This is a genomic window from Sutcliffiella horikoshii (assembly GCF_044809035.1).
GTDB lineage: Bacteria > Bacillota > Bacilli > Bacillales > Bacillaceae_I > Sutcliffiella_A > Sutcliffiella_A horikoshii_G.
The window spans coordinates 2,999,517-3,026,043 of sequence record NZ_CP085237.1; the positions used below are offsets into that span (position 1 = coordinate 2,999,517).

The 26,527-nt window shown below is 42.3% G+C and carries 26 protein-coding genes and 1 other annotated feature; of the genes, 3 read left to right on the plus strand and 23 right to left on the minus strand.

Annotation, left to right across the window (positions count from 1 at the left end):
- Positions 1 to 15 precede the first annotated feature (15 nt).
- Together LG307_RS15750 and LG307_RS15755 are read right to left on the minus strand one after the other, a co-directional pair.
- The gene (locus tag LG307_RS15750; protein WP_404443881.1) at positions 16 to 1,542 is read right to left on the minus strand and encodes an ABC transporter permease/substrate-binding protein; all 1,527 of its coding nucleotides are present in this window, start codon (positions 1,540 to 1,542) and stop codon (positions 16 to 18) included.
- A complete protein-coding gene (locus LG307_RS15755; protein ID WP_404443884.1) occupies positions 1,542 to 2,495 on the minus strand; it encodes an ABC transporter ATP-binding protein in 954 nt (317 codons plus the stop codon). Before LG307_RS15755 ends, LG307_RS15750 begins: the two co-directional genes overlap by 1 nt.
- 173 nt (positions 2,496 to 2,668) lie before the next feature.
- Between LG307_RS15755 and LG307_RS15760 the strand changes: the two genes are divergently transcribed.
- Entirely contained in the window at positions 2,669 to 3,493 is an 825-nt protein-coding gene (locus LG307_RS15760) for a thermonuclease family protein (protein WP_404443887.1), read from the plus strand.
- Between the two features lie 177 nt (positions 3,494 to 3,670).
- On the opposite strand, the gene LG307_RS15765 is transcribed toward LG307_RS15760, so the two are convergent.
- The 6 genes from LG307_RS15765 to LG307_RS15790 form a co-directional block, all read right to left on the minus strand.
- On the minus strand, positions 3,671 to 3,904 hold the full coding sequence (locus LG307_RS15765) for a YrhC family protein (protein WP_404443890.1): 234 nt from the start codon (positions 3,902 to 3,904) through the stop codon (positions 3,671 to 3,673).
- Between the two features lie 147 nt (positions 3,905 to 4,051).
- Positions 4,052 to 5,587 carry a carboxypeptidase M32 gene (locus LG307_RS15770; RefSeq protein WP_404443893.1) on the minus strand — a complete coding sequence of 512 codons (1,536 nt, stop codon included), beginning with the start codon at positions 5,585 to 5,587 and terminating at the stop codon, positions 4,052 to 4,054.
- Between the two features lie 140 nt (positions 5,588 to 5,727).
- Entirely contained in the window at positions 5,728 to 6,864 is a 1,137-nt protein-coding gene (locus tag LG307_RS15775; protein ID WP_404443895.1) for a bifunctional cystathionine gamma-lyase/homocysteine desulfhydrase, read from the minus strand.
- A 1-nt stretch (position 6,865) separates the two neighbouring features.
- Positions 6,866 to 7,789, minus strand: a complete 924-nt coding sequence (locus tag LG307_RS15780) for a PLP-dependent cysteine synthase family protein (RefSeq protein ID WP_404443898.1) — start codon at positions 7,787 to 7,789, stop codon at positions 6,866 to 6,868.
- Between the two features lie 33 nt (positions 7,790 to 7,822).
- Complete coding sequence (gene mtnN / locus LG307_RS15785) at positions 7,823 to 8,524, minus strand: 5'-methylthioadenosine/S-adenosylhomocysteine nucleosidase (protein WP_404443901.1); 702 nt, start codon at positions 8,522 to 8,524, stop codon at positions 7,823 to 7,825.
- A gap of 80 nt (positions 8,525 to 8,604) precedes the next feature.
- Complete coding sequence (locus LG307_RS15790) at positions 8,605 to 9,246, minus strand: class I SAM-dependent methyltransferase (RefSeq protein ID WP_404443903.1); 642 nt, start codon at positions 9,244 to 9,246, stop codon at positions 8,605 to 8,607.
- A 213-nt stretch (positions 9,247 to 9,459) separates the two neighbouring features.
- Here LG307_RS15790 and LG307_RS15795 point away from each other — a divergent pair, with 213 nt between their 5' ends.
- Positions 9,460 to 9,672: a YrzA family protein gene (locus tag LG307_RS15795; protein ID WP_404443905.1), complete on the plus strand. Its 213-nt coding sequence runs from the start codon at positions 9,460 to 9,462 to the stop codon at positions 9,670 to 9,672.
- Positions 9,673 to 9,738: 66 nt separating this feature from the next.
- Here the strand turns inward: LG307_RS15795 and LG307_RS15800 are convergent, their stop codons facing one another.
- The 9 genes from LG307_RS15800 to mltG all read right to left on the minus strand — a co-directional run bounded on the left by LG307_RS15800 (position 9,739) and on the right by mltG (position 19,263).
- The gene (locus tag LG307_RS15800; RefSeq protein WP_404443908.1) at positions 9,739 to 10,704 is read right to left on the minus strand and encodes a nuclease-related domain-containing protein; all 966 of its coding nucleotides are present in this window, start codon (positions 10,702 to 10,704) and stop codon (positions 9,739 to 9,741) included.
- 487 nt (positions 10,705 to 11,191) lie between these two features.
- Positions 11,192 to 11,881, minus strand: coding sequence for a YrrS family protein (locus LG307_RS15805; protein WP_404443910.1), 690 nt, complete (start codon positions 11,879 to 11,881; stop codon positions 11,192 to 11,194).
- A 93-nt stretch (positions 11,882 to 11,974) separates the two neighbouring features.
- Complete coding sequence (locus LG307_RS15810; protein WP_404443912.1) at positions 11,975 to 13,750, minus strand: peptidoglycan D,D-transpeptidase FtsI family protein; 1,776 nt, start codon at positions 13,748 to 13,750, stop codon at positions 11,975 to 11,977.
- A gap of 54 nt (positions 13,751 to 13,804) precedes the next feature.
- Positions 13,805 to 14,278 (minus strand): transcription elongation factor GreA, encoded by a 474-nt coding sequence (gene greA / locus LG307_RS15815; protein ID WP_237663715.1) that lies wholly within the window; start codon positions 14,276 to 14,278, stop codon positions 13,805 to 13,807.
- Positions 14,279 to 14,439: 161 nt separating this feature from the next.
- Complete coding sequence (gene udk, locus LG307_RS15820) at positions 14,440 to 15,075, minus strand: uridine kinase (protein ID WP_404443915.1); 636 nt, start codon at positions 15,073 to 15,075, stop codon at positions 14,440 to 14,442.
- Between the two features lie 4 nt (positions 15,076 to 15,079).
- On the minus strand, positions 15,080 to 16,351 hold the full coding sequence (locus LG307_RS15825) for a U32 family peptidase (RefSeq protein WP_404443918.1): 1,272 nt from the start codon (positions 16,349 to 16,351) through the stop codon (positions 15,080 to 15,082).
- Between the two features lie 22 nt (positions 16,352 to 16,373).
- Positions 16,374 to 17,300 (minus strand): peptidase U32 family protein, encoded by a 927-nt coding sequence (locus tag LG307_RS15830; protein WP_404443919.1) that lies wholly within the window; start codon positions 17,298 to 17,300, stop codon positions 16,374 to 16,376.
- Positions 17,297 to 17,959: an O-methyltransferase gene (locus LG307_RS15835; protein ID WP_404443922.1), complete on the minus strand. Its 663-nt coding sequence runs from the start codon at positions 17,957 to 17,959 to the stop codon at positions 17,297 to 17,299. The genes LG307_RS15830 and LG307_RS15835 overlap by 4 nt, the downstream gene beginning before the upstream one ends.
- A 164-nt stretch (positions 17,960 to 18,123) precedes the next feature.
- Positions 18,124 to 19,263, minus strand: a complete 1,140-nt coding sequence (mltG, locus tag LG307_RS15840) for an endolytic transglycosylase MltG (protein ID WP_404443925.1) — start codon at positions 19,261 to 19,263, stop codon at positions 18,124 to 18,126.
- Between the two features lie 244 nt (positions 19,264 to 19,507).
- Here mltG and LG307_RS15845 point away from each other — a divergent pair, with 244 nt between their 5' ends.
- Complete coding sequence (locus tag LG307_RS15845) at positions 19,508 to 19,966, plus strand: RrF2 family transcriptional regulator (protein WP_404443927.1); 459 nt, start codon at positions 19,508 to 19,510, stop codon at positions 19,964 to 19,966.
- 40 nt (positions 19,967 to 20,006) lie between these two features.
- Here the strand turns inward: LG307_RS15845 and LG307_RS15850 are convergent, their stop codons facing one another.
- The 6 genes from LG307_RS15850 to LG307_RS15875 all read right to left on the minus strand — a co-directional run bounded on the left by LG307_RS15850 (position 20,007) and on the right by LG307_RS15875 (position 26,515).
- A complete protein-coding gene (locus tag LG307_RS15850; protein WP_148987717.1) occupies positions 20,007 to 20,294 on the minus strand; it encodes a DUF1292 domain-containing protein in 288 nt (95 codons plus the stop codon).
- 16 nt (positions 20,295 to 20,310) lie between these two features.
- Complete coding sequence (ruvX, locus tag LG307_RS15855; protein WP_404443930.1) at positions 20,311 to 20,727, minus strand: Holliday junction resolvase RuvX; 417 nt, start codon at positions 20,725 to 20,727, stop codon at positions 20,311 to 20,313.
- 3 nt (positions 20,728 to 20,730) lie between these two features.
- Entirely contained in the window at positions 20,731 to 20,997 is a 267-nt protein-coding gene (locus LG307_RS15860) for an IreB family regulatory phosphoprotein (RefSeq protein WP_010196077.1), read from the minus strand.
- A gap of 81 nt (positions 20,998 to 21,078) precedes the next feature.
- On the minus strand, positions 21,079 to 23,712 hold the full coding sequence (gene alaS, locus LG307_RS15865; protein ID WP_404443931.1) for an alanine--tRNA ligase: 2,634 nt from the start codon (positions 23,710 to 23,712) through the stop codon (positions 21,079 to 21,081).
- 53 nt (positions 23,713 to 23,765) lie between these two features.
- Positions 23,766 to 23,992: a binding site (T-box leader), on the minus strand.
- A gap of 46 nt (positions 23,993 to 24,038) precedes the next feature.
- A complete protein-coding gene (locus LG307_RS15870; RefSeq protein WP_404443933.1) occupies positions 24,039 to 25,097 on the minus strand; it encodes an AI-2E family transporter in 1,059 nt (352 codons plus the stop codon).
- Positions 25,098 to 25,153: 56 nt separating this feature from the next.
- Entirely contained in the window at positions 25,154 to 26,515 is a 1,362-nt protein-coding gene (locus tag LG307_RS15875; RefSeq protein ID WP_404443936.1) for an aspartate aminotransferase family protein, read from the minus strand.
- Positions 26,516 to 26,527: the final 12 nt, after the last annotated feature.

Below are 26,527 nucleotides of genomic sequence, written 5' to 3' on the forward strand. Positions count from 1 at the left end.
CCTAGTTTTTTCATTTTACTTTTCCCCCAGCAACCGTTTCTTCTCCAAGAACTCCTTTGCCACTTCATAAGTGGTCTTGCCTTCCACACTTACTTGGTAATTCATGTCACGCATTTCGTCATCATTTATTTGGTTTTCCAATTGGTTCAGGATGTCTTCAAGTTCCGGATGCTCATCAAGGGTGTCTTTTCTGAGCAATGCGGCTCCTTGATATGGAGGGAAGAGATTTTTATCGTCTTCTAGCACTCTTAAATTAAATTGTTTGATTTCTGCATCTGTAGAGTACGCGTCTACTAAATTCACATCGCCACTTTCTACTGCCTGATATCTTAGTTTTGCTTGCATGGTTGTCAGTTTAGGGAATGTGATTCCGTAAACATCTTGTATACCGACGTACCCGTCTTGACGGTCAGAGAACTCTAGGGTGAACCCAGCTTTAATTTCGTTTTTTGCACCGTTAAGGTCAGATATGGTGTTAATGTCGTTTTGTTCAGCAAATTCCTCCGGGATAGCTAGAGCATATGTGTTGTTAAAGCCCATTGGTGGCAGGTACACCAGCTCATCCTGTTCCATCAAGCCTTTTTTTGCCTGTTCAAACACTTCCTTGTCATCGATGCTGACCGGTTCTTGTTTTAATAAGGTGACAATCGCCGTACCTGAATACTCCGGATAGATGTCAATGTCTTTATTTTTCAGGGCTCGGTAAACAAAGCTTGTGTTTCCAAGTGACGGGCGCAATTCGACACGGAGATCTGTCTCTTCTTCGATTAAAAGTTTGTACATATTGATGATGATATCAGGTTCTGCTCCAATTTTCCCACTGATAACAAGGTCCGGCTCTGTCGCTTTCATAACAGCAAAAGGAGATAGGAAAAGCAGGACCACAACCATCCCTATGATGAGTGCTTTCTTTCCCGATCCTTTTCTTGCGGCAGTTTCAATCATCCTCAAAATGATATCAAACAAAATGGCAAGCAAGGCGGCAGGGATAGCACCCAACAATATTAGAGCATTGTCGTTTCGGTCAATCCCTAGGAGGATAAGACTCCCCAGCCCTCCTGCTCCGATTAATGCCACGATCGTTGCAGTACCGATAATTAAAACCATTGCAGTACGAATTCCTGCCATGATAACAGGTAATGCAAGGGGCAGCTCCACACGGAATAATCGCTTCATGGACGTCATCCCCATTGCTTTTGCCGCTTCACGCAAGGAAGAATCCACTTCTTTGATACCTGTATAGGTATTTCTTAAAATGGGGAGCAATGCATAAAGGAATAATGCAATAACTGCGGGCACAAACCCTATACCCACCAAGGGAATCAAGAGACCCAGTAACGCGAGGGAAGGAATGGTCTGCATGACTGCTGTTACACCAATAATCGGCTCTGCAATTCGTTCTTTTCTCGTTAATAACACACCCAATGGAACGGCGATGAATACTGCTATCGCCAAGGCAATGACTGATATTTGAATATGTTCTAAAAGCGCTGTCCAAAGTTGGTCTCCACGAGCTGCATATAGTTCTTGAAGGAAAGTCATTATACAAGCCCCCCTTCTTCGCTATGGGCATGAAGGAATTGAAGTGCATTTTTTCGAGACAGCACACCAATTGGTTCATTTGCTCTCATGATTGTAACGGCCTCTTCTTCTGCGAAAATTGCAAGGAGTTGTCCAAGCGTTACTGTACTATCCACTTCTTTGATTGGCGTTACAGGAGGCTCCATTCTAAAATCCTCTGTTAATTCTTCAAGGGTCTTCTGAAGTATGCTGCGTCTATTTCCTATAAAAGATTTTACAAATTCATTTTTGGGGTTATTCACAAATTCTTGCGGAGTCCCTACTTGAACTGCCTCTCCATCTTTCATAAGGCAAATCCGGTCACCAAGTGTCAGCGCCTCGTTCATATCATGAGTGACAAACACGATGGTTTTTTGGATTTTCTTTTTTAAGCTCAGGAAATCTTGCTGCAGTTGTTCTCTGCTGAGCGGATCCAGGGCACTAAACGGCTCATCCATTAAGATGATTGGCGGATTGGCAGCCAAGGCTCTTGCTACCCCTACCCGTTGTTGTTGACCTCCTGATAGCTCTGAGGGTTTTCGTTTTTTATACGTAGCCGGTTCCAAACCGACAAGCTCCAGCAGCTCATCTACCCTTTTGGAGATATCTCCTTTTTTCCAAGATTTCAGCTCTGGAACGATGGATATGTTCTCCTCGATTGTCATGTGTGGAAAAAGCGCAATTTGTTGAAGAACATAGCCAATATTCCAACGAAGCTCATGAATATTATGGTCGGAGATACTCTTCCCATCAATGAGGATATCCCCATTTGTTACATTATGTAATCGGTTAATCATTTTTAATGTGGTTGTCTTTCCGCATCCACTCGGTCCTATTAGGACGAAAAATTCTCCTTCTTCTATCTCCAAACTAAAGGATTGAACGGCGGTGGTTCCGTCTTCATACGTTTTTGTTACATCTTGAAAGGTTATCAAAACCTTCTCACTCCCCATACAATTATTATTTCTCTAAGTATTTCCTAAAAGCACAAACTATAAATACCCTAGATTTATCCGCGTTAAACTTAGTGATAAAAAGTCCGTAATACATTGTCTTTGGCATGATATAATGAGTAATACTTTTGCGCAGAAAGGAGACACCTATGAGAATGAAATTATATACGTGGTGTTTATTTGTTGTTCTTGTTTTGGCAGGCTGTTCTTTGGAAGAGAGTTCTACCCCTCTAGTGGAGAATGCCACATCTGAGGCAGTCCAAGAACAGGTTGATCCACAAGATGAGAATTCAGATGAAACGAAAACAGCAAGCACTGGTGATACCAAACCTGAATACGACAAAATAGAGGTTCCGCTCGTTCGGGTTATAGACGGCGATACAATTAAGGTAATGATCCATAACAAAGAAGAGAATGTCCGATTCTTGCTTATCGATACTCCAGAAACCAATCATCCCAGAATGGACGGACCACAACCGTTTGGACATGACGCGAAGAAGTTCATGGAAGACTTTATGACCGGAGGAAAAGTAGAGTTAGAGTTTGATGTTGGCGAGCGGGATCATTATGGACGAATTTTAGCCTATGTTTATGTAAACGGCGTGTCTGCTCAAGAAGAGCTTCTTAAGCGAGGATTAGCTCGCGTGGCATATATATTCCCGCCTAATACTCGATATGTGGATTCTTATCAAGCTATCCAAGAAAAGGCCCAAGCAGATGGGGTCGGGATTTGGAGTGTTGAGAACTATGCACAGGAAGATGGTTTTTACCCTGAATACGTAGAGGAGCCGAACCTAAAATCTCCATCTGAGGAAAATATAGTGACGGAAAACTGCATGGTAAAAGGGAATATCAGCTCAAGCGGAGAAAAAATCTATCACGTGGAAACAGGAGCCTACTTTGACCGAACCATTCCCGAAGAGTGCTTTAACACAGAAGAGGAAGCAGAATTGGCAGGATTCCGTAAGTCAAAGAGATAAGATGCTTTATACTCTTGGTGAATGGAGGCCCTAGTTGATTGGAGTGGAAGGCGCGCAGACGCCCGCGGGAGGAAGGGACAGGTGAGACCCCGCAACGTAGTGAGGAGGCTCACGAAGCGCCTGGAACGGAAATCAACAGTTCAAACGAAAAGGAGCCTCCATTGTGGGCTCCTCTTCTTATTGTTCATCCTGCTCTTGCAACAACTTTTTCAACTTTCTTGCTCTAAATACAAAAAACACAGCCCCACCAAGTAAAATCACAGTGGCACCCATCATCGTAAAGATCTGTGCAGCTTCTTTCCCTGCATGCTGGAAAGCTACTCCTATATATAAAAATACACTGACGGTCGTTAATATAATGGCATATCTAGTATAGTCTTGAATCTTTGCTTGCAAAACTTTCGCATTCATCTAGATTCCCCCCATCTACTATTCACTTTAACATAGTTTGATAGGTTGTCCGGTATGTAATTTCTTCCTTAAACATAGGATAACGTGACTGTAAGGAGGTTGTGTAAAAAAGCCTTCTGCAGCTATACAGAAGGCATTTCGTTTCAATTAAAATTGATAAATAGCAGAATACTTTTCTTCTAAATATCTCACCAAATATTTTGCATCCAGTTCTTCCCCTGTCACCTTCACAATTAATTCGTTTGGCGAATATAGCTTTCCATATTGATGGATATTCTCTCTTAACCACCCGCGAATTGCCATGAAATTGCCTTGTTCAATTTTGTCATAGAAATCAGGCATTTCTTTGATAAACGTATAGAGAATTTGTGCGGCATAAAGGTTTCCTAGTGAATAAGAAGGGAAATAACCAAACCCGCCAAAGGACCAGTGAACATCCTGAAGAACACCCAGCGTATCTGATGGTGGCGTTATTCCTAAGTATTCCTCCATCTTTTCATTCCAGACCTTTGGAAGATCTTTCACTTCATATTCCCCGGCAAATAAACCTTTTTCAACTTCATAGCGGATCATAATGTGAAGATTGTATGTCAGCTCATCCGCTTCCACTCGGATGTAGGATGGATCTACTTTGTTTGTAGCAGCATAAAAATCTTCCAATGAGACATTTTGCAATTGTGTCGGAAAATGTTCTTGTAAGTCTTTATAAAAGTACGTCCAAAATTCCTTGCTGCGTCCAACCATGTTTTCCAAGAAGCGAGATTGTGATTCGTGGATACCAAATGATGTTCCGCGTCTGATCACTCTACCCTCAAATGCAGGATTGACTCCCTGCTCATACATTCCGTGTCCTGCCTCATGGATTGTTCCAAAAATTGCCGAACGGACATTGTCTTTTAAGTAACGGGTAGTGAGTCGAACATCACCTGTATTGACAGAAGAAGCAAAAGGGTGCACCGTTTCATCCAGACGGCCGCCTTCCATATCAAAACCAATTAATGGCAAGATGTATTGATTAAACTTCTTTTGAGCCTCTACATCATATTCCTGTGCGAAAATATCTTCACGTGGTTGGGACTGTGAAGCTTTGATTTTATTCAAAAGTTCTACACTTTTTTCTCGAAGCTCTTTAAATAATGGATCTAGTTTTTCAACCGTCAATCCAGGTTCAAATTCGTTCAGCATCGCATTGTATGGATGCCCTTCATACCCATAATATTCTCCAAACTTCTTTTTGAATGTCAACACTTTTTCTAGGACGGGGGCGTAGGAAGCAAAATCATTCTTCTCACGCGCTTCTTCCCATGCCTCATTTGCATCATTAACAAGAATGACATATTCTTGATACTCATCTGCAGGGATTTTTATTGATTTGTCGTAATTCTTTTTACGTTCCTCTATACAGGCTTTTGTCTCTTCATCCAACTGCTCCCATACCTTCTCTTCTGTTAAGAAAGTCAGCAATTCGCCCATTTCTTCTGAGATAGATAGCTTGAAAGCTTCTGTTGACAAAGTTCCTCTCGCTTTGCCAAACAAGGAACGTCCTTTTTTAGGTGCTTTCGTTTTAGAATCCCAACTAAGAAGCCCCAACACATCATTATAATGACAAAGCTTCTCATCCAGCTTATTGAAAGCATCCACTTTTTCTTGAACATTCTTTTCTAATACAGGTACTGTAGACATTGAAACCCTCCTAGTAAAAATAGTATGAAAATTATGTATTATTTTTTTATTATATCAGATTTTCACTAGAACACTAATCAATTGTACTAAAAAAGCCCTATGAGAACTTTACTCTCATAGGGTCTTCTATTATTCCTACCTTAACCTTCAATAGCCTGCTTCAGATCTGCAATAAGATCTTCTACATCTTCAATACCAACGGAGATACGCACTAACCCGTCAACAATCCCAAGCTCTGCGCGACGCTCGGCCGGAATAGATGCATGTGTCATACGTGCTGGAACAGATATTAAACTTTCTACCGCTCCTAGACTTTCCGCCAAGGTGAAGTACTTAATTCTCGCTAACAGCTGATCGGCTTTTTCTGCACTACCGATATCAAAAGATACCATCCCGCCAAAGCCTCCTGCCTGCTGTTTCGCAACATCGTGGTTCGGGTGGTCTTCTAAACCAGGATAGTAAACTTTTCCTACAAATGGATGGCTTTCTAGGAACTCAACTATACGGCGAGTGTTCTTTTCGGTCGCCTCCATACGAAGTCCAAGGGTCTTAATCCCGCGCATTAACAGCCAAGAATCTTGCGGGCCTAAGATGCCGCCTGTAGAGTTTTGAACAAAATGCAGCTCTTCAGCCAATTTCTCTGAATTAACAACAACAAGACCTGCCACCACGTCACTGTGACCTCCAATATATTTGGTTGCACTGTGAAGGACAATGTCTGCTCCAAGGTTGATTGGAGTCTGCCAATATGGTGTGCTGAATGTGTTATCAACGATAGTTAAGAGATTATGCTTTTTCGCAACTAAGCTCGCTTTTTGAATATCTGTCACTTTTAACAATGGGTTCGTCGGTGTTTCAATGAAAAGCGCCTTCGTATTTTCTTGAATGGCAGCCTCAATATTTTCCACCTTGCTTGTGTCTACGAAAGTAGAGCTGATGCCCATTCTGTTTAACACCTTTGTCATGACACGGTATGTTCCGCCGTATACATCATCAGTCAGGACAACGTGATCCCCGCTGTCAAACAACATCATGACAGCCGTGATAGCCGCCATACCAGAACCGAAAGCAAAGCCCGCTTTTCCATTTTCTAAATCCTTGATTAATTCTTCTAGCGCATGACGTGTCGGGTTTCCTGTTCTGGAGTACTCATACCCCTTGAAATTCCCTACACTTTCTTGTTTATACGTACTAACTTGATAGATCGGCGTGGAAACCGCACCAGTATGAGGATCTCCAAAAATTCCACCATGTATCAATTTTGTTTTCTTATGCATATTAAATGCCTCCTTCATAAATCTTTTTGCTTAAATAGCGTTCGCTGCTATCGGCAAAAATCATCACAATATTAGTACCCGGTTTTGCAAGTTTTGCTTCTTCCAAGGCAGCATGCAACGCTGCACCTGAAGAGCTACCGACCAACAAGCCTTCGTTTTGCGCCAATTCCTTGACGCGGTCGAATGCATCCACATCATAAACCGTGTGGATGGCATTGAAATATGTTTCATCCATATAGCCCGGTAAAAATTCCATTCCGATGCCTTCCGTTTTATGCGGGCCAGATTCGCCGCCGTTCAGGATGGACCCCTCTGGTTCGACGATGACCGTTTTCACTTCAGGATTCTTTTCTTTTAAAAACTTTGCCGTTCCCATAAAGGTTCCACCAGTCCCAGCTCCCGCCACAAACACATCCACATTCCCGTCCAACTGTTCCCAAAGCTCGGGACCTAATGTCTTGTAATAGGTTTCTGGATTGGCAGGGTTGCCAAACTGCTGAGGGCAGTAGGAATTTGGGATCTCCTTGTTAAGCTCTTTGGCTTTTTCAATCGCACCCTTCATCCCAAGTGGTGTTGGTGTATGGACAATCGTTGCACCGAGCGCTTTCATCAGTTCCTGCTTTTCCACACTGAACTTCTCCGGCATGCATACCATCACCTTGTAGCTTGTTCCGACTGCAGCCAGCGCAAGGCCAATACCCGTATTTCCGGCTGTCGGCTCTATGATGGTGCCGCCTTCTTTCAGCTTCCCAGAACGAACCGCATCTTCTAATAGCTCTTTCCCCAACCGATCTTTAATACTTCCGCCTGGGTTGTAAAATTCAAGTTTTGCAAAGAGGCGCACCCCTTGCGGAACTTCAAAATTAGTCAACTCCACGACAGGTGTATTGCCTATCAAGCCGTGGACGTTTTTAAAAACATTCATCCTTTATCCCCCCGCAGACATTACTTCCGTATGTTAAGCGTTTTTCAGCTCACTCAGCATATTTTCAATCAACATGGAAGAATGCAATGCTGCTTTGCTTAAGAATTGATCAAAGCTGATATTAGACTCTTTTCCAGCAATATCAGATAGAGCACGAATTACCACAAACGGCACTTCAAATGCATGGCAGACTTGAGCAATTGCCGCAGCTTCCATTTCCGCTGCCTGCAATTCTGGCATTTTTTCACGAACCTCTTCCACGCGTACCGGATCGTTCATAAAAGAATCCCCTGTCGCAATCAAGCCTTCCACTACCTGCATGCCGCTTACGTTTTCAGCAGCTTTTTTCGCTACAGCCATAAGCTTTGCATCTGCTTCAAATGCTGCAGGCAATCCCGGTACTTGTCCGTATTCATATCCAAAAGCCGTCACATCCACATCATGATGACGGACTTCCGAAGAAATCACCACATCTCCAACATTTAAGGACGGCGAGAACCCACCGGCAGATCCAGTATTAATAACCACTTCCGGCTTGAAACGCTCTAAAAGTAAAGACGTGCTGAGTGCCGCATTCACTTTGCCGATCCCTGATTTAGATAAAATTACATCTACGCCATTCAACGTTCCTGTATAATATTCACAACCTGCTACAGTTGTTGTTTCCATACCTTGAATCTTTTCACGCATGATGGTCACTTCTTCTTCCATTGCTCCGATAATTGCTACTTTCATTATGAGTATCCCTCTTTTCGTAGAATTAGCGAACGGACTTACTCACTTTTTCGAAAAGAGAGAGTGTGAATGCCCGCCTGCTACTGTTTTGTCGCTTCCATTACCCAGACAAAATGATTAAAACGCTGGTACTCCACTTTAAATCCATGTTTTTCAAAAATTGCAGTCAGGACATCCAGTGTTGTATAGTATTCAGTCTTTAAATCGTTAGCTAAATTTAAGAACGTATGCTTTTCTGCCTGTTCAATTGTCGCTCTGTACGCATCCTCATTTTCAAAGACCGTATCAGCAAATACTATTTTACCACCTTTATCAAGTAACTTTCCATAGTGCGCCACCGCATCTTCCTTTTCTGCATCTGTCAGATGGTGAAACGCATAAGTACTTACGATGGATTGGATGGATTCGGTTGGCACAGGGAAGCTCAAAAAATCACCATCCTCAAGGCTTACCGTCTGTGGAAGCTTTTCTGCCGCCTTCTCCCTCATCGTTTTAGAAGGCTCAATTGCATACACTTTATTGCCTTTTTTCAGAAGCTCGGCTGTAAGATTCCCTGTCCCCACTCCAAATTCTACGACAGGACTTAATGCCTTGGAGGCCACATCCTTCAAAATGTCTTCGTATCCGCGGAAAACTTCCGCATACTCTTGATCCTTCCCACTTACTGTCACATCATAATAATTTGCCCAGTCATTAAACAGTTCGACGAATTCACGTCCCATAGATGATCACTCCACGAATAATTTATATAATTCCTATCAGTATAGTATGTTTTAAAAAAATAACTGTTCTCAATCTATCACATCTTTCTATTTTCTTCAATGAAAATGTTTGGTAGGATGTACATGGGAACCTTATAACAGAAGGATGAGAGCGGTTGCGAATGTTCTGTTTTTTCTGTAGAATATACCCGACGAAAGGACTTGGAATTATTAATGAGGAACTTTGAATTTAGTTTACTGGAAGATAAAGTGGAGTTTTTTGAGGCACTTGACTTGAAATCGTTAGAAAAGAAAATAAATGAACAGATTGATCATAACCGCGCTATCATGCTCGGAGTCCACTCCGTATCTCATCAGATGCACGTGGACGAAGAAGGCAGACGCTTTTATAGTGCGGTTGTGCATTTTCGGTTGAAGGGGAAATAGAAGGGATGGAAACGCTCGGGATGGGGCGTTTTTTGTTTGGTTATACACGTTATATGTTTGAAGGTTTCATAGAAAGTATCTCCTATTCTTAAAGCTCCCCTCAAACTTAAACCCCAGAGACACTAAATACTTAGATGTAACAGAAGCAGAAGGTAAATTAAGATAACTCCTTAGCTCCTTATTGCTGATCGTCTCTCCAATCAATAGCTTGTAATCTCTAATCGCGTCATTGTGTGCATCCTTAGAATAGGCGTTGCACCTCATACACCCCCAAATTCCCCTTCCCCTTAGCATTGGAGCATAAGAACACTTTACACAAATTACTCCTGTTATCAGATCATTAACAGCAATATTATAATGGCTGAGGAGTTGAAAATTGTCAGGTGTATGTTTTTTTATGAGTGTTCTGGAGAGTTTATAGAGGTCTTTGTTACTTAGCAGGATATTTCCCTTAGAGATATTTTCATCTATCTCTTTCAGACGATTTGGCAAATTAGTATGGAAGGTGACTTTCCTGATGATGGACGGAGTGGTTTTTATGAGTGCAGCATTATTGTGGGTGAGTACTATTAAACTTGCAATAGGCATAGGGGGAAAACCATTTTTCTCTAACCAAAGGGAAAGCTGATGACGTTGCCTGGAAATTTGCGAAATAGGATCTCCTAGTTTTTCAATATCTGGGCTACCTGGCAAGTGTCTTAAAAGCTGGTTAGCACTTTCATCAAATTCCAACTTTCCAGACATATATTTTGAATCAAGGATTGTACAATGTGTGGGAGCAAGCAATAAACTGTCTAATTGAAAAAACCTGCCTTTAGGATCTTCTAGCCTGAGACTATTAAGAATTAAATAGTCGTCATTTGGCAGAAAGGTTAAGAAATAATCTAGCGCCTCTTCCCCCTTATGTCCGTATGACAATTTACCGTACTCTTGCTCTAAAATTGGATACTTTGGATGACTTTTAGGAACTCTTCGCATCCCCGCTTCATGTGACATTAATTTATGAGACTTTTCTCGTTTCTTTTTGATCATTTTAGTCCTCCTTTTTTGTCGATTCTTGTTATTTCTATGTGTGAAGGGTAGTTTCCTGCAAAAAAGTGGGTATTTTTTCAAAAGTTTAGTTTCACGTTTTATGTATGAGCTCCTCTCCTGAAAAACACTGTCGGAAAAGGCCCATTTACTGTCGGATTCAGGGCAAATACAAGCGGAAATTCACAAAATACTGTCCAAGACTATCAAAATACTGTCCAAACTAGGTCAAATACATGCCAATCGACAAATCTCTAAAAGGTTCGACACAAGTATGCATTTCCGGTAACCTCATCCCAAAACCAAACCCCTCGGTAACCTATTACCATAAACCCCACCCCAGAACCTCATGCAAACCAGCTCCTCCCACTAAAAGCCCTTCAACACTTCAATCCCTTGACCTTCCCCAAAGCCGAACACCGAGCCCTAGTCCACAACAAAAAAAGACCCACCCCCAAAGGGATAGGCCAGGCACCGTCTAACTATGAAATTACAATGACTTAACCTGCTCCACCTTTGTTGGCTTCCAACCTTTGTTGGTCACCCACTCCAAATAAACTTTGAAGTTCTCACCGGTGGATTTATTTTTAATAGACGCTACAGATGAATGCTCGCTGCCGCCATTACCTAAGAAGTATAATGTGTAATCTCCGCTGTTCAGACGGGTAGCTGCTTCCACGGCTTTCAACTTTTCGTCCCAGTCTACATGGCCTTCTTCATAAACCGATGTATGCGGTTCGGATTGAGTAGTGCCAACAGGCCCCCAGCCGGGATTGGTCATCGTCTTGATGACGTTTGGATCATCGGAGTTTTCGGAAACCTCTGTTTCGGAATCGTCAGCTTCGTTGGATTCTTCCTCTTTTTCCTTATCCGCGTCCTTCTCTTCGGATTCTTCTGCTTCAGAATCAGCGTCAGTTTCTTCCTCTTCCTTAGGAGCAGCTCCTTCTTCGGATTCTTGCTCCGCTTCGTTCTCTTCTGTTTCACTTAATTCCTGTTCCCCTGTAGCCAGCTGGTTTTCCCTATCTGTAGCTGGGTCATTCTTTCCAAAGAACAGGGAAGAAGCAAGAACAACGATAAATATGAATACAACACCAATCAGGATGTTCAAGATCATGTTAGTTTTTTTACGTTTGGTTGTTCGGCCGTAACGTGAGCCACCTTTGTTAAAGTTTAAAGACACATTAGTCCCTCCTAGTCAAAGCCATATATAGTATAATTACAATAGCTTATTGTACCATCAATACTATAAAAAGCACAGTGAAAAGGATTCCCATTATCTTTCTTGGTTTTCCAAGTTGTAAATATCCTGGACCATTTTGGCATATACGGATGAGACATTGTTCTCATCGGCCACATCTAATTCGACCATAACCATAGCATATTTAGGACTTTGGATTGGAAAATAACCTGCAAACCACCTATTATATAATTCTCGGTTATCCTCTGTAAATTTACCTGTCTGCGCTGTACCGCTTTTTCCTGCCACTTCATAGGAGAGTCCCTTCATCCTCCATCCGGTTCCGGTATCTCCCTCTACTACTTCTCTTAAAAGATGCTGAAGCTGCATGACCGTGTAGGAAGAAAGCTTCTCCACATCTCTTTCATGCTCAGGGAATGTAAACAATGTTGTCCCGTTTTTGTACAGAATGTCACTGACAAGCTTCACTTCTTTCGACTCTCCGCCACGCGCAATCGTAGCCATCATATTCGCTACTGCAAGCGGCGTTACCTTGACATCTTTTTGACCAATCGATGTTTGGGCAACAGCGAGAGGAACTCCTTTTTCCTCATCGTTTCGCCACACCATGTTCTTTTTTTCTTTAGGAATCTGAACAAAATTATCAAAGCCGAACATATCGCCCTTCCATCCTACGGTTTCTGTCAAACCCAATATTGCTGCATACTTATCCAATGCATCCTTATCTTTTTCCACCAAAAGCTTACCAATCTCTCCAAACGTGTAGTTACAACTTTGGGCAAAGCTCGCTTCCAGGTTGAGGGTGCCTTTTCGATCCTTTTCTTCTTTTTGCATGTCCCCTCTAATATCCAGATCACAGTTGAACACCATTTCATTGTCTACGATGTTCTCCTCGATTGCCGCTGCCGTTACGACTGTTTTAAAAACAGAGCCTGGAAAATGTAGTTCTAGCATCAGATTATGTGCACCAGCTCCCTCTGTCGGATTGTTAGGGTCTAAGGATGGATGTGATGCCATCGCAACTACTTCATTTGTCTCAATATCAATCACGACCAACCCACCCTTTTTGACTTGAAAATCATTCAGCGTTTTTTCCGCGAGCTGCTGAATGTTCCTGTCAAGGGTGGTTTTGACAGTAAGCGGGTAATAGGGATTCGATGGAGACATATACCGGACGTCAATACCGAATAACGGGCCGCCAAAGCGATCAACATGATAGAGCAATTTTGTGGAGCCTTCAGGCAGGATGATTTCGTCGAACGCCTCTTCCAAGCCTGAAACCCCGATAGGCGTATGCGGGGAATAGTTTTCTTTCTCTACTTTTTCAGCATAACGTTCCATAAATGTATCGGAATTTTCCCTCGTCACCCCAATGACATGTTCTGCCGTTTTTTCCTCGAGTTCAAACTGTCGATACAAAGCTACAATACCCGGATAATCAAGTTCATTTATTTGTGCCATTTTCTCATCTGTCAGGCTTTCTGATAAGACAACTGGTTTTTCTGCATCTGCAAGGAGTCTGTCAATTTCAGACGAGTTCATCTCCAGTATGCTCGCAAGCTTATCTTTAGGCCATTCTAGTCCATTAAGGAAAGGAAATAAGATGACACTTGGAAAATAGTCGTGAGTAAGCGGAAGGCCATTGCGGTCGATGAATCTGCCGCGGCCTTCATCAATCACAAGAGATTGCGTTCGCTGTTTGACACTGGCTTCAATTAAATTAATATGTTGGTCTGTAAAGGATTCTGTGCTGATAAGCTGCACTTGAACAAGCCTTCCGACAAGGAGGCTTAAGAGCAGCACGACGCAGATTCCGAGTTTATTGATTCTCCCTTTGATTAACCGTTGCATAAAAAAACACCTCATCAACATTGTTGACGAGGTGCGATCTTTTTAATCAATTGCTTATTTTACCGAAACAATCTTCACGTTCATTTCTCCGCCTGGAGTTTGAATCGTTACTTCATCGTTTACGCGTTTGCCCATTAGGGAGCTTCCCATTGGGGATTCGTTGGAGATGTTTCCTTCGAACGGATCAGCTTCTGCACTACCTACGATGGTGTAAGTTTCTTCTTCGCCATCTGGAAGTTCAACGAACGTTACTGTCTTACCAAGACCGACTGCATCAGTTTCTTTGTCTTCTTGGATGATTTTTGCGTTACGGACCATTTGCTCAAGAAGCGTGATACGGCCTTCCACGAATGCCTGCTCTTCTTTTGCAGAATCATACTCGGAGTTCTCGGAAAGGTCCCCGAAGCTTCTTGCTATTTTAATACGTTCTACCACTTCTTTACGTCGTACAGATTTCAGGTTCTCTAATTCTTGTACAAGCTTGTCTTTCCCCGCTTGTGTCATTGGATATACTTTCTCTTGTGCCATGACTTTTCACTCCTTCTGTAATTGCATTCCCCAATTTACGTTGTATCTTTATGGCAATAAAGTTCAAAGCCTATGTAAATGTGGAAAAAGATGTACCCATTAAATGGAATACATCGTCGCTCCTTCCACAATTGGAAAATTCTCTAGCTTCTCATATGTTATTACAAAATCTCTTTTTGTTCAAGAATTGTTTGAATTTTTGTTACCATCAGGTCGATGGCAACGTGATTTTGTCCGCCTTCTGGAATGATGATATCCGCATATCGCTTCGTCGGCTCAATGAACTGATTGTGCATTGGACGGACAACTGTCACATACTGTTCGATAACAGAATCAATCGTGCGACCGCGTTCTTTAATGTCACGCAGCATGCGACGGATGATACGTAAGTCCGCATCAGTATCCACAAAAAGCTTTATATCCATTAAGTTACGCAAACGCTCGTCTTCTAATACCAAAATTCCTTCAACAATGACAACATCTTTCGGTTCCACTTCAATCACTCGCGTTGATCTTGTATGAAGGGTGTAATCATAAACAGGCTTATTGACGTTATCATAGTTCAGTAAATGCTGAATATGCTCAATCAATAAGTCGTTATCAAATGCCAAAGGATGGTCATAGTTTGTTTTCAACCTTTCCTCCATCGGCACGTCTGTCTGGTCTTTATAATAGTAATCTTGTTCTAGCATTAAAATAGACTTCTCTGTAAAATGATCAAAAATAGCTTTCGTTACACTTGTTTTTCCTGAGCCAGATCCTCCGGCTACACCGATTACGATCGGTTTTTTCCCCATGGTCTTACTGCCCCTTTCGCATCATGTTGTTCGGATAAATCGGCTTTTCCACTTTAAATTTCACAATTTGTAATGGATGGCGGGCAGCATCCAGCTCATTGCCTTTCTCATCCCAAACCTTCTCTATTTTTTGTGTGAAGTTTTCAATTTCAGGACCGAAGAATTCTACTTCATCGCCTGGTTTGAAAAAGTTTCTTTGTTGTAACGTTACCATTTGTGTTTCCATATCATAATCAAGCACCAGACCAACGAAGTCAAAGTCTGTCTTCTTGCTATGGTTGCCAAACATTTGCTCTTTATACCCCGGTACCCCTTCAAAGAAAGCAGGTGCCGTTTCACGATTTGCACATTTATCAAGCTCTTCTAGCCATTCTTGTTGAATCGTGAAGTTGTCAGGATCTGCACAGTATGCGTCAATTACTTTCCGATATACACTTACAACTGTCGCAACATAGTGAATGGATTTCATGCGGCCTTCAATTTTCAAGCTATCAATTCCCAGTTCAATCATTCTAGGAATGGATTCAATAAGCTTCAAATCTTTCGGACTCATCGCAAATGGTGAATCGCCTTCTGCAAATAGCGGCTTTTCTTCGCCACCATTCAATTCGTACAAGTCATAATCCCAACGGCATGATTGGCAGCAGCCTCCACGGTTAGAGTCCCGTGCGGTCATATGATTACTTAATGTACAGCGTCCGGAATATGCGATACACATTGCACCATGAATGAAGGTCTCTATTTCGATGTCGACCTTTTCTTTCATTTCACGGATCTCTTCTGCGCTTGTTTCACGAGCAAGAACGACACGCTCCAAGCCTTCCTCTTTCCAGAACTGGACCGCTTTCCAGTTGGACAGGGATTGTTGCGTACTTAAGTGAACTTCAAGCTTTGGCGCCACGCTTCTGCATGTTTCAATGATAAGCGGGTCAGCGACGATAATACCGTGCACCCCAGCACCTTCAATGCCGCGAAGGTAATCATCTAGTCCGTCCATGTTTTCATTGTGTGCAAAAATGTTGGTGGTAACATAGATGCGCGCTCCGAATTTTTCAGCGAATTGAACACCTTCTGCCATTTCTTCAAAGGTGAAATTTCCAGCATTGGAACGAAGTCCATATTCCTGACCACCGATGAAAACGGCATCTGCTCCGTATTGAACGGCTATCTTTAATTTTTCCAGATTACCTGCTGGTGCTAGTAATTCTGGCTTTTTGACAATAACTCGTTTCCCGTCAACTACTTTAGAGATCTTATCATTTATATAGGTTGTCATAAAAGGCTACCTCCTTTTCTGCTTAATAGACGGTTTCTTTAAAGAAGAACCCTGTGTCGAGTGGTCGGTGACCTTGTTGAAGTTCTGCCATTTCATTTAACAGGTCTTCTTTGATATCTTCATAGGCATCTCTGTCATCTACACAGAGGTCTATTGCTTTTCTATATCGCTTTGTTACTTCAACAATATACTCAGGTGTTTGGAGGACACCGTCAATTTTGAAGCTGTCCACTTCTGCATCGATCATTTCTTCTAGTTCGTCGATGATGCACATATCGTTTGGACTCATGATATGTGTGCCATTTTCATCTTCATAAACAGGATACTTATTGCTTCGTTCCTTGTCATGAAGAATCATGGCGCGTTCCTTGCCTTTTTCCACTTCCATTTGTTTGCCTTGGTACTCAAAATAATGGCCAAGTAAGGAACGCTTGGATTGGAACATACAGGTCATGCCATGCACTTGCACTTCAATTTCCACTTCAGCGTTTTCCTTGATTTCTACAATGGCATCCATATTGAGTTCCCTAGCTAACACAGCACGTTTGGAGCCTTTTCTGCCCCAATAATTACAGGTGTAGTAGTTGGTTGCCGTTGTTTCTGTATTCCAGTGAAGCGGCATAGTTGGAGCAACTTCTTTGGCCGCCATTAATACAGCAGGGTCTCCGAAGATGACAGCATCTGCTCCTGCCTCATTCAAAAATTGAAGGTATTCGGACAGTTCATCCACTTTTTCATTATGGAATAGTGCGTTCATCGCCACATAAACCTTTTTCCCGTGTGTATGCGCAAGAGCAATAGCCGCTTTTACTGCTTCCTTATTGAATTCCCCTGCCAGACGCAAACCGTATCGCTCTTCTCCGACTACGAATGCATCTGCTCCAGCTACTATTAGGTCTTTCATATTGGTTAAGTCTAGTGGTGTCACTAAAAGCTCTGGTTTTTTCAACGTTCTTCACCTCTTTTTTTACTGATTGCTATCCCATCACCAACAGGTAGGATCGTAGTGATATAGGCCGGATGTTCCATCAACCATCTATTGTAACGGTCAATCTTTTTGACCAGATTTCTGATTCTCTTCGGTTCTAGAGCTTCATGGTCTTCAGCTACCATTCCACGGAAGAGGACGTTATCTGTAATAATGATCCCGTCTTGGTTCAACAGAGTCTCATACATCGTAAAGAACCGTTCATATTGCCCTTTTGCTGCATCAACAAAAATGAAATCAAACGGTGCTTCCTTTTCCACTTGGTCCAACACTTCCAGTGCATCACCAAAAATCAATTCAATCCTATCTTCAAGCCCGGCTTGTCCGATATGAGCTTTTGCTTGCAGGTATCTTTGCTCATCACGCTCTATGGTGACAATGCTCACTTCAGGTAAAGCCTGTGCCATCCTTATTGCGGAATAACCGATAGCGGCGCCGATTTCCAGGATTCTTTTTGGCATAGATAATCTTAAGAGTTGAAGAAGTGTTTCCATTCCCACCAGGTCCATGATCGGGACATTCTCTTTTTCAGCAAGCTTTTCCATGTTGCTGACAAGTTCATTCCTAGGGGGAGTGAGTATATTCAAATAGGTAATTACTTTATTTTCATTGGCTTCCAACAGTGGGACGCCTCCTTTATTCTTGCTAAAAACAAAGAAAATAGAGGTCACCTCAACGGAGGAACCCTCTTATAGATTACAATCAATTCAGTTCAAAACAACTCGATATATTTTACCACAAAAAAATAGGGAATGCGAATTAATTTCGCACTTCCCTACATGACTTACCCATTGTCTTGACTTGTAATATGTTCGTTTTTGTCAATATTATGTTCTTCCAACGTTTCGTTGAATAAAACCTTGCCATCTGGAGTTGCCAAGAAATAATAATACTCGGTCTCCGCAGGATTCAATGCAGCTTGAATGGATGAAAGGCCGGCATTGGCAATAGGTCCAGGTGGCAGCCCTTGATGCTTATACGTATTGTACGGAGAATCTACTTCCAGGTGTTCATATAACGTCCGCTCTTTATGTTCACCAAGCGCGTACAATACAGTCGGATCGGTCTGAAGCGGCATGCCTACATCAAGACGGTTATAGAATACACTTGAAATGCTCTCACGGTCTGTTTGCATAGTTGCTTCTGCTTCTATCAAACTTGCCATGGTTAACAATTCGTGTGTGGACATATCTCTATTTCCCATGCCAATGCGAACTTGATCATCCTGTAGGACCTCATTAGTCTTTTGAAGCATCGTATCAATGACTTCTTCAGCTGTAGGATTTTCTACATAGAAAGGATAGGTTGCAGGGAACAAATAGCCCTCTAACGCATATTTGACATCTTCTTTAAACATATCGTCCGTGATTACTTGCGGATACTTTTCTCTCATTTTTTCGAGGAATTCCTTGTCGCTGGCTTTTTCTAGAAACTCTTCTTCTGAAAGCCCCATTCTGTTCTCCAAAATGACAGCAATTTGCTCCAGTTGACGTCCTTCAGGAATCGTAATCTGGAAAACCACTTCCTGTTGAACTTTTCCTTCTTTTAGGTGACCGATGATTTCATCAAGGTTCATGGAAGGACTCAGCTCGTATTCACCAGCCATAAATCCTGATTCATTTTTAAACTTTACATAATAACGGAATACCTTCCCATTATTGATGATCCCATTTTCCTCTAAAATGCGGCCGATGGATGTTGGGGAGGACCCTATGGGAATATCCACTTTTTCTGTTTTTGTATCTTCCTCATTTACAGGCTGCAAAGCATTTTTTATATAAAAATAACCTCCGCCAATGATTCCAGTCAAGGCTAGCATAAGTATGACAAATACGGTAAAGACAATGCGGCGCACAATCTTTGCTTCAAAATGTTTTTCTTTAAGCTTTTCTTGGATATAGTCTTTATTATTTTTTTCAGACAAAAAAATACCCCCTCTCACACACCTAACAATTATACAACAAATTCATTATAATTTTGACAAAAAAGCTTGTATTTTCTCTATTCCGACACATTCCCACATCATATTTTACCATTTTTTTCGTAATAATCATTACTTTTTTCCTAAATATTTTGAATTATTAGGGTGATGGACATACTTTCATTTAGTAGTTTTACCATTTTCATTCAGAATAAAGGGTATGGTAAAATAAAATTGGAGGTAGATTATGAAACTTACACTTTACACTGACTACTCGTTACGAGTTCTACTATATTTAGCAAGTTCACCTGATCAAAACAAACTTATTCAAATTAAAGAAATCGCGGAAGCTTATAGCATTTCGAAAAACCATCTAATGAAGGTAACATTTCACCTTGGCAAGTTAGGATATGTGGAGACCATTCGCGGCCGCAATGGCGGATTGGCATTGGCACGAGAACCGAAGGACGTGAATATCGGCGAATTGGTACGGCAAACAGAGGAGGATTTTCATATCGTTGAGTGTTTTCAAGATCATTCTTCCTGTGTGATATCGCCACACTGTAAGCTAAAAGGGGTGTTATATCAAGCCACACAGGCTTTTATCTCTGTGTTAGATCAATATACCCTTGAAGATTTAATTGTAAATAAAGAGCAATTAACCACTCTGTTGTTTACAGATGGTAAAGGGCGCGGGCAAAAATAAAGAGAGCAATCAGGAGTACCCTGTTTGCTCTCTTTTTGTTTTACTCTTCTTCTTCTTCTGCCAAGAAAGTGTTCAACATTTCTTCAATCATATCCCACTCTTCGTCCGTTTCGACAGGCTGAAGGTCGCCGCCTTCTTCTGATTCGCTAGGAACGAAGCTTGATGCATGGATTTCGATGTCATCTTGATCATCATTTTCCGCTCCTACTGGGTAATAAAGTACATATGATTTTCCGAATTCCTCAGAATCAAATGTGAAAAGCACCTCACATAATTGCTCGTTACCGTTTTCGTCTACTACTGTAATATTTTGTTCTCCGTGTTCCATTATGCTCACCTCTAATTTATTGTTGGCTGTCTAGATATCCTTGTAAAATGACAACTGCAGCCATCTTGTCTATTACTTGCTTTCTTTTTTTTCTACTTACGTCAGCAGAAAGCAGAATTCTTTCTGCTGCTACAGTAGAAAGCCTTTCATCCCAATAGATGACAGGAAGTCCCGTTTTAGCAGTCAGCATATCGCCATAATGCTTGCTGGCTTCTCCGCGGGGACCGATGGAACCATTCATATTCTTAGGTAAGCCAACGACGACTTTATCAGGCTTATATTCAGCGATAATCTGTTTCAATCGCTTAAAACCTAAATTTTTTACTGCTTCATCAATTTTTATCGTTTCCAAACCTTGTGCGGTCCATCCCATTTCATCACTGATGGCTACACCAACCGTTTTGGAACCGACGTCTAAGCCCAAAATGCGCATGTATTACTCCTTGCGGTGCTGTTCTAGGTAGGACTTCACTAATTCTTCAATCAGCTCGTCCCTTTCAATTTTCCGAATAAGCGTTCTTGCTTCTTTATGACGCGGAATATATGCTGGGTCTCCGGATAACAAATAACCGACAATCTGGTTAATAGGGTTGTATCCTTTTTCCTGCAGCGCCTCATAAACTGTTATTAATACGTCATCCACATTAGCTTCCAATGCATCTTCCGGAAAGTTAAACTTCATTGTTTTGTCAAAGGAGCTCATCATTTGCACCTCTCTCTTAGACTTCTTTTTTCTATCTGCTTGTAAATTGTTACCTTTATTGTACACCAAAAGTCGGCAATGTTAAACGGATTTTATCCAATCTTCAACAGATTGTAATGCAGAATCGACTTGTTCCGGGTTTTTTCCGCCCGCTTGTGCCATGTCTGGTCGGCCTCCACCGCCTCCACCGCAACGTGTAGCAACCTCTTTCACGACCTTGCCGGCATGGTAGCCTTTTTCGATCAGATCTTTTGTAACACCTGCAGAAATGTTCACCTTACCATCTTGAACGCTTGCAAGTACTATGATACCAGAACCCAGCTTATTTTTTAAGTCATCTACCATCGTGCGCAGGTTATTCATGTCGGTTCCTGCCACTTTGCTCACAAGCATCGTTACGCCATTGACGTCTTTTGCTTTGGAAGAAAGGCTGGACGCTTCAATGTTTCCAAGCTTGGAAGCCAAGGATTGGTTCTCCCTTTGCAATTCTTTCATATCGGTAAGAAGGACATCGATTCTTGCTCCTACTTCCTGTGGTTTCGTTTTAAGCTTTGCCGCTGCATCTTTCAACAACTGCACTTGGTCATTTAACAGACGATACGCGCCTTCCCCTGTAACAGCTTCCATACGGCGTGTTCCTGCTCCAATTCCAGACTCTGACACAATTTTGAATAACCCGATTTCAGATGTGTTCGGAACATGGCAACCGCCGCAAAGCTCAAGGCTGTATTCCCCAACTTGAACGACACGGACGATTTCTCCGTACTTTTCACCAAACAATGCCATCGCACCCATCTCTTTTGCTTCTGTGATGGATTTGTTCTCAATAACAACATTCATGCTTGCCCAAATCTTCTCGTTGACAATCGCTTCAATTTTCTCGATTTCGTCTTGCGTTACTTGACCAAAGTGAGAGAAATCAAAACGAAGACGGTCTGCCGTTACTTGAGACCCCGCCTGGTTTACATGAGTCCCTAACACGTCTTTTAAAGCTTGGTGCAGAATGTGTGTAGCAGTATGATTCTTTATGATCTGCGCACGGTTTTTCGCGTGCACTTCAGCTTTAACCGTTTGCTCTGTATTCAACACGCCTTCTTCCACTATAATGGTATGAAGATTTTGGCCGTTTGGAGCCTTTTGAACATCCTTCACAAACCCTCTGCCGGACTCGGTTACCATGTAGCCGTGGTCAGCAATCTGCCCTCCGCTTTCAGCGTAAAAAGGTGTTTCTGCCAAAATTACTTGAACCTCATCACCTGTTACAGCTGAATCCGCCAGCTCACCATTTTTAACAATGACAGACAAAGTCGTTTCTGCAGCAAGCTGGTCATATCCGATGAAGCTGCTTGCTGCACGGATTTCTCCAAGGACACCACTTTGAACTTGCATGGAATTGGAGTCTTGTCTAGCGGAACGAGCACGGTCACGCTGCATCTCCATTTCCTTTTCAAATCCTTCGTGATCAAGAGTCATACCTTGTTCTTCCACATATTCTTCTGTAAGTTCAACAGGGAACCCGTACGTATCGTATAAACGGAAAGCGTCTGCACCAGATACTGTGGTGCTGCCATCCTCTTTAGCTTTTGCGATGACAGTTGATAGAATCGCCAAACCATCATTCAGTGTTTCATGGAAACGCTCTTCCTCTGTTTTCACTACACGCTGAATGAAGTCCTGTTTTTCTTTTACTTCTGGATAGAAATCTACCATGATTTCCGCTACAACCGGAACAAGCTCGTACATGAATGGACGGTTGATGCCAAGTTGCTTTGCGTATCGAACCGCTCTTCTTAATAGGCGGCGAAGAACATAGCCACGACCTTCATTAGAAGGAAGTGCACCATCACCGACTGCAAATGTCACGGTACGGATATGGTCCGCGATTACTTTAAACGCCGTATCTTTCTCTGCGTCTACTCTATATTTTTCACCGGAAACTTTTTCAGTCGCTTCAATAATTGGAATGAAAAGATCTGTATCAAAGTTCGTTGGCACGTCTTGAATAACAGATACCATACGCTCAAGGCCCATACCTGTATCAATATTTTTCTTTGGAAGCGGTGTGTATGTATGATCTGGGTTGTGGTTGAACTCAGAAAATACAAGGTTCCAAATTTCAAGATAGCGTTCGTTTTCTCCACCAGGATAAAGTTCAGGGTCATTTAAATCGTTTCCGTAGCTTTCCCCGCGGTCATAAAAGATTTCTGTGTTTGGCCCACTTGGGCCTTCGCCGATGTCCCAGAAGTTGCCCTCAAGGCGGATTATTCTTTCAGCTGGAACTCCAATAATTTCATTCCAGTACTGGTATGCTTCTTCATCTTCCGGATGAATGGTAACGGATAGTTTTTCAGGATCAAATCCAATCCATTTTTCACTCGTAAGGAACTCCCATGCCCAGTCGATTGCTTCTTTTTTGAAGTACTCTCCGATGGAGAAGTTACCAAGCATTTCAAAAAACGTATGGTGACGGGCAGTTTTCCCTACGTTTTCAATATCGTTGGTACGGATGGATTTTTGTGCATTGCAAATACGTGGATTTGCTGGGATGACACGGCCATCAAAGTATTTTTTCAGGGTTGCGACGCCGCTGTTGATCCATAGCAGGGATGGATCTTCGTGCGGGACAAGGGATGCGCTGGGTTCTACCGAATGTCCTTTTTCTTTGAAGAAGTCTAGGAACATTTGTCGTACTTGAGCGGATGTTAAGTGTTTCATGTGGTTTTCCTCCTTAAAATGTTACTAAAAAACAAAAAACTCCCGTCCCTAATAACAGGGACGAGAGTGTTCTCGCGGTACCACCCTGATTATGACAGAAAAAATCTGTCATCTCTCAGATTGCTTTAACGGTGCAGGCCGGCAGGATTTTACCCTGCTCTCCGGATTAGCTTTCCATTACCCTTCATCCTGGAATCCTTTCAGCCGTGGAATTCCTCTCTATGTGAGCATTGCTCGTCAGGATGGTCTGTAATGTACTAAGATCCTTCTTTGAATTAGTTTATGTAGCTAGTATGCTTCGATTATATGCAACAGAAAGTCGGTTGTCAATGTTTGATAAAGTGAGCTGTCAGATGTGTCAACGTAACCTTCAGCACAGCAAATACTGGTACTGCCAAAATCAATCCGACCACCCCTGCCACCTCTCCGCCAATCAACAGAGCCAAAATGATGAAAACCGGGTGAATGTGGAGACTTTTCCCCACTATCAACGGGGATAAGATATTCCCCTCTATAAACTGAAGACCAAAAATAATGATAATCACAAGCAGGACCATCTTCACAGAAATAGTGGCAGCGATGATTACTGCCGGAAACGCCCCGATAATCGGGCCAAAATAAGGAATGATGTTGGTGATGCCTATAATAACACCAAGCACCAGTGGATATTTCATGCCGGTCAGCCAGAGGCTTACCGTGGCCAATACTCCAATGATTAAGCATACCGTCAACTGCCCTCTTATATAACTACCAAGAGAAATGTCTACATCCTTTAAAAAGGCGATTCCTGGTTCCCTCCACTTTCGAGGGGTCAAGTACCAGACTGTTTTCTTGACCTGATCATAATCCTTTAAGAGGTAAAACACAATGAATGGAATCACAATCAAGATAAAAAAGGAATTTAACAGCCCTTTTAACCCGGCTACTACTTTTGCCATAAGACTAGACAGCATTGCTTCGAATTCACTGAAGGTCTGATCTACCCTCTCATGAATTCCGTCCGGCCAACTAGACGTGGAACTATGAATCTGTTTGATCCAACCGCTGTATGTCTGAGCCAATCGGGGAAAGTTGTCTGAGAGCTCCCAAAGCTGATCTATGATGACTGGTATTCCTTTATAAGCTATGAGACCGATTCCACCAAAAAACAAGAGATAAATGATCAGTATTGCCAATGGCCTTGGCATCCCTCTGTTGTGTGTATACTCTACGACAGGATGCAACAAGTATGTGATAAAAATACTGATGAAAAACGGGATGCTGATGATGAACAAAACTCTTAATACAGGCGCCCACAATGGACTCAGTTTCATAAATACATATAAGATGATCATAACGAGTAGAAGTGTACCTAGGCGTAACAGCCATTTCTTCTGATTTTCCAAGAGAAACGCCTCCTACTCGTTATTCTCTATTTAGTTAAAGGTATTTATACGTTATTTTATATCACCTCTAAAATGGAATCGGCCACCGTTTTAATGATAAATTGCAGGTCATCCTCACTGATAGTCAATGGCGGTGACAAGGTCAGGACATTATTAAAACCTGCTACAGTCGCCCCATTTTTCCCGACTATCAAGCCCTTCTTTTTACAAGAGGCAATGACACCGTTTATTTTATCTATTTCAATCGGCTCTTTTGTCTCTTTGTTTTTCACAAGCTCCACCCCTACTAAGAGCCCTTTTCCGCGAACATCCCCTACATACGGATGATCTGATAAACGGGATTTTAGTTCACTTAATAATTCTGCTCCTTTTTCTGCAGAGCGCTCTATCAGCTTTTCATTTTCCATGATTTCAAGGTTCTTTAAAGCCAAGGCACATGATGCTGGGCTTCCGCCAAAGGTATTAACATGACGCAAGTAGTCGTACTCCTCTGATCCTTTAAATTGGTCGTAGATCTCCCTTTTCACAGCAGTGGCAGATAGTGGCAGATAGGCACTTGTGATACCTTTTGCCATAGTGATGATATCAGGTTTCACTCCATAATTCATGAAACCGAACGGCTTTCCAGTTCTTCCAAAACCGCAGATCACTTCATCTACAATCAAAAGCGCACCATGTTTTTTGCAAATTTCAGAGACTGCTCCCATGTAACTGTCTGGAGGGGTAAGGATTCCTCCCCCAGTTATGATAGGTTCCATGATCATCGCTGCAATGGTTTCACTCAGCTCCCAAGTCATAACTTGGTCTACGTCTTTCACACATCGCATTTTCATCGGATCTTCTGTTTGGCTATCCTCCATCCTGTACGTATCTGGCGGAGGTACGTGCACAAAACCTGGAGCAAGTGGTTCATATTTATATTTCCGCTGCGCCTGTCCTGTCGCGGCGAGGGAACCCATTGTGTTTCCATGATAGGAACGGTATCTGGATACAATTTTATACCGGTTGCTTTCACCGCGCTGTGCATGATATTGTCTTGCAATTTTAAAGGCTGTTTCATTTGCTTCCGAACCGCTGTTGGAAAAGAAAATGACATACTCCTCTCCCAGCCACTTATTGAGTTTTTCTGCAAGTTTAATGGCAGGTACATGACTTTGCGTTAGAGGGAAATACGCCAGTTCTTTCAGTTGTTCGTATGCTGCTTCTGCAAGTTCCGTTCTGCCGTACCCGACATTTACACACCAAAGTCCTGACATACCATCCAAATAGCGGTTGCCGTCTATATCTGTGATCCAAGCTCCTTTTGCTTCTTTTACTACCATGGTGGAAGTGGGACTATAGGGTTTCATGGAATGCCATAGATAGCGATCATCCTGTGCAAGTAGATTTTGTTCTTGCGTTTGATTTATTTTAGCCAACGGAAACACCCT